At 42.7% G+C, this 4,260-nt stretch carries 4 protein-coding genes; 3 read left to right on the top strand and 1 reads right to left on the bottom strand.

All coding sequences use genetic code 11. The features are described 5' to 3' along the window. Positions 1-462 precede the first annotated feature (462 nt). Positions 463-1,857, top strand: coding sequence for a group II intron reverse transcriptase/maturase (gene ltrA, locus OCV72_RS16370; protein WP_055284942.1), 1,395 nt, complete (start codon positions 463-465; stop codon positions 1,855-1,857). A gap of 125 nt (positions 1,858-1,982) precedes the next feature. Here the strand turns inward: ltrA and OCV72_RS16365 are convergent, their stop codons facing one another. Beyond that, the gene (locus OCV72_RS16365; RefSeq protein WP_055284940.1) at positions 1,983-2,462 is read right to left on the bottom strand and encodes an S-ribosylhomocysteine lyase; all 480 of its coding nucleotides are present in this window, start codon (positions 2,460-2,462) and stop codon (positions 1,983-1,985) included. A gap of 172 nt (positions 2,463-2,634) precedes the next feature. Between OCV72_RS16365 and OCV72_RS16360 the strand changes: the two genes are divergently transcribed. Both OCV72_RS16360 and OCV72_RS16355 read left to right on the top strand, forming a co-directional pair. Then, on the top strand, positions 2,635-3,273 hold the full coding sequence (locus tag OCV72_RS16360) for a histidine phosphatase family protein (protein WP_055284938.1): 639 nt from the start codon (positions 2,635-2,637) through the stop codon (positions 3,271-3,273). A 75-nt stretch (positions 3,274-3,348) separates the two neighbouring features. Further along, positions 3,349-3,864 carry a hypothetical protein gene (locus OCV72_RS16355; RefSeq protein WP_055284936.1) on the top strand — a complete coding sequence of 172 codons (516 nt, stop codon included), beginning with the start codon at positions 3,349-3,351 and terminating at the stop codon, positions 3,862-3,864. Positions 3,865-4,260 lie beyond the last annotated feature (396 nt).

The raw sequence follows: 4,260 nt of genomic DNA, 5'->3' as shown, positions 1-4,260 counted from the left end.
TGATGTGCGCCTAGCGGCGCACGTTTCTAAAGGGTTAAAGTCCCGAATCCGCCCGGTAGTGGGAAGGATATAGCCGAAGGCAAGGGTGTTCATCGCGAGATGGAATCTGAAGGAAGCTGGATGTGAGGAACATACTAACTCACGGGCAAATCTCTGGTCTGACGAACAGAAATCTCATATGAGGTCATGCATGAGGGCAAGACTGCATCACAAGTTGAAACCCAATGACTACACGGAATCATGTATGATAAATGAGACAGATGGATGGAGAGGAAGAAACGTGTGGTACCTAGGGAGGTCTGTGCGGTACGCCTTGAAAGAGGTAATCATTGCATAAAGCAATGCTGAACGTACAGAAGTCAGCAGAGGTCATAGTAGCCAAACGGAACAAGTTCCGTTCGAGGTGAAGGACCGAATCAGTAGGAGTCTTGAGTATGACCGAGAAAGGAGGAATGACCGTTTATGGCAGAAAACATTGAAAACAATGGCTGTTCGCAAAGAGATAATGCGGAACATGAAGGGTATGTGAAAGCGTCCAGGTCATTCAATCGGATATGGAAAGAAAGAGACAGTGCACAGCCGAGACTTTTGGAAGCGATACTGTATAAAGATAACTTTAACAGAGCGTATAAGAGAGTTAAGGCAAACAAGGGAGCGCCGGGAATTGATGGCATGACCATTGAGGAGGCTCTTCCATATCTAAAGGAACATCAACAAGAGATAACCGACCGCATTTATCGTGGAAAGTATACTCCGTCTCCAGTAAGACGAGTTGAGATTCCCAAACCAGATGGTGGTGTGCGAAAGCTTGGCATACCAACAGTGGTAGACCGTACACTCCAACAGGCAATAACCCAACAGTTAGTGCCAATCTATGAACCACTGTTTGCAGAGGGTAGCTATGGCTATCGTCCGAACAGAAGTGCAAAAGATGCAATACTTAAGATTAAGGAGTATGCAGAACAAGGCTATACATTTGCTGTAGTCCTTGACTTGTCAAAGTACTTCGATACTCTTAATCACGAAATTCTCATCAATCTTCTCCGGAAGAAAGTAAAGGATGAACGCGTAGTACAGCTGATAAAGCGCTATCTGAAAAGCGGTGTAATGGAAAACGGAGTAGTCATTGATACAGAGGAAGGCTCACCACAAGGTGGAAATCTATCACCATTGCTGGCAAATGTCTACCTCAATGAGTTCGACCAAGAATTCTTGAAAAGAGATGTCCCATGTATAAGATATGCCGATGACATCGTGCTTCTTGCAAAGAGCAAGCGAGCATCAGAGAGACTCTTGGAAAGCAGTACAAAATATCTTGAGGAGAGGCTGAAACTTACAGTCAACCGAGAAAAGAGCCGTACTGTCAGCGTATTTGCAATCCGAAATTTTAAATTCCTTGGCTTTGCATTGGGAAGGAACGGAAAAGGCATTTATGTCCGAGTTCATCCGAAGTCATGGAAGAAGTTCAAGTCCAGACTGAAGGAGTTGTCTTCCCGCAAGCAATGTCAGTCGATCAGGCCAAGCCTTGAGAAAACCAAAGTATATGCAAGAGGTTGGCTTAACTACTACGGAATTGCAAGTATGAAGAGCAACATAGATGACATCAATGGATGGCTCTATCACAGAATACGCATGTGCATATGGAAACAATGGAAGAAACCCAGAACGAAATATAAAAACCTAGTCAAGCTGGGAATTCCAGAACACTATGCGGCAACAATAGCAAACAGTCGAAGAAAGTACTGGTATATCAGTAATAACAAAGCTGTGATTTGGGCGCTGAATAAAGAAAGACTGATAAACAGTGGCTATTATGATTTAGCCACAGCCTACCAGTCTGTGCACGTCAACTATTGAAAGCGCCGTATACCGAACGGTACGTACGGTGCTGTGAGAGGACGGCGGTTAGTCACCGCCTCCTACTCGATTCCGGCAACCTGTAGTACAGGCTGCTCATAGTTAAAATGTATCGGTAACTGTGATCAGGAAGGATAATGTAACTGTTCATCAGTGATGTTTTCGAGAACCTCTGTAAGATACTTCTTAGACAGATACTTTGCCATCGGAAGATTCATATCCAGATAATTTCCACAGTCTTTGGCGGAGGCTCCGGGAACTTCACCCTCAAAATCAGCCATAAATCTGTACATTTCCTTTAATAATGGTACGATGTCTTTGGATTCATAACTTCCGGCAAGGATCAGATAAAATCCTGTACGGCAGCCCATAGGTCCAAAATAAATGGTCTTGTCTGCATATTCTGCATGATTGCGTAAGAATGTGGCGGCCAGATGTTCGATCGTGTGAACTTCGGCAGTATTCATAACCGGTTCATCGTTAGGACTGGTCATACGCAGATCAAAAGTAGTGATCGGATTGCCGCCTGCCTGGTCGATACGGGAAACATATACACCCGGAACAAGACGCAGGTGATCTACTGTAAAGCTTGCAATTTTTTCCATAATTGATACTCCCTTTTACTTAAATAATTTTAAAGAATTTTATGCAGAAATATTATAGCATTTTCAGCAGAATTTGACTATAAAAAGATGAAAAGGTATGGTATACTGTCAATTATATTGGCGTTAGAGGTCAATGGAGAAAAAGGTCGTTTTAGGAGGAAGAATTGGTAGAATGAAACTTTATCTGGTAAGACATGGAGAAACAGATTGGAATAAAGTAAAAAAGATTCAGGGACAGGTGGATATTCCGCTGAATCAGTTTGGCAAGCATCTGGCAGAAGAGACGGCGGAGGGGCTGCATGATATCCCATTCGATCTGTGTATTTCAAGTCCGTTGTCGAGAGCGTATGAAACAGCGAGGATCATACTGGAAGGCAGAGATGTTCCGATCATTACGGATGCCAGAATTGAGGAAATGGCATTCGGTGAATATGAGGGAAAATGCTGCGCAAGAGATCATTGGGAACTTCCGGAAGATTTTCAGAAATTTTTCGATGATCCGGTGGGATTCAGACCGGGAAAAGGTGGCGAATCATTTGCAGATGTAAAGAAAAGAACCGGTGAGTTTCTGGAAAGTCTGTACAAAAAAACAGAGGGTGTGTATGGAAATGTACTGATCACCACACATGGAGCGGCGCTGGCAGGTATACTGAATAACATCAGAAAGGAACCGCTGGAAAAATACTGGGGCATCGGAGTGCACAGTAACTGTGCAGTGACAGAAGTGGAAGTAAAGAATGCGGAGGCAAAGATCCTTTCTGAAAATGTTACATATTATAAAGAAACAGTAAGACCATGGGCTGGTAACTAAGTGTCGGCAGAGTACAAGGTAACAGCGTGAAAATACCCGGAAAAAGCAGAAGATTCGGTAAAAGGAGAAAAAAGTATGGCGATTGAAACAGCAGGACAGCAAAAATATGCAGATCTGACAGCAAAAAGAATCAAATCACTACAGACAGGAATGATTGTCTGGATCAGTCTTCTGTGCCTGGCATTGATCTGCTCGTTTGATAATATCATGCTGGCTGCAATTATTGGATGTGTAGGAATTGTTTTAGCAGTGTTGAATACAAAAGCAAGAAAAGAATTCAACAGAAAGCTGGACAGAGTGAAAGACAAAGAAGAGTTCTATCGTCAGCTGGCAGCACCGGATGTACTGGAATTAAAAGAAGAACAGCTTCTGATTGCAAAAGATTATGTAGTGACCGTAGATACGGATGTAGAGATATATGATCTGAACCAGATGGAGAAACTGGAAGTAGGAAAACAAGGAAATATTAAAAAGACATTATTCCTGACAGAACCGGACGGAAAGAGACATGCAATACTGTCAACAACAAAAGGAGATAGAAGACAGAGAGCATTCGATCAGGTATATGAAAGATTACATAAAAGATTTTGAGATTTAATTGGGATTTAATTCAGAAAGGCTGTGGATACCCGAACCGGAATAAAGCTTGAAAAGGCGTTCCTGCTCAGGTTCCATCGGCGGGTCAATTCTAAAGGGGCAAAATTCTGCTAAAAGCAGGCTTTCAAAATTTGAAACTCGGCATACGCCTCAGACAGTCAAATTTTGAAAACCTAACGCAGAATTTTACCCCTTAAGAATTACCAACGCCTCTTTCACATTCACTGGAACGCCTTTCCAAGTTTTATTCCGTGTGTATCGAATGCCTTAAGAATGAAATGGCAAGTGCGTAACTGTAGTGGCTTCCACCGGGTTACACTTCCGGGCATTTTATTTATTAACATTCGCTGCCAGTCACGACTTGAAGGAAACAATAGATAAGGATTATTG

Origin of the sequence: Dorea amylophila, assembly GCF_025567265.1 — a bacterium.
In the GTDB taxonomy this organism is placed as follows: domain Bacteria; phylum Bacillota; class Clostridia; order Lachnospirales; family Lachnospiraceae; genus Dorea_A; species Dorea_A amylophila.
Note: the sequence above shows the minus strand (reverse complement) of the source record. Positions and strands in the feature narration are given on the sequence as shown.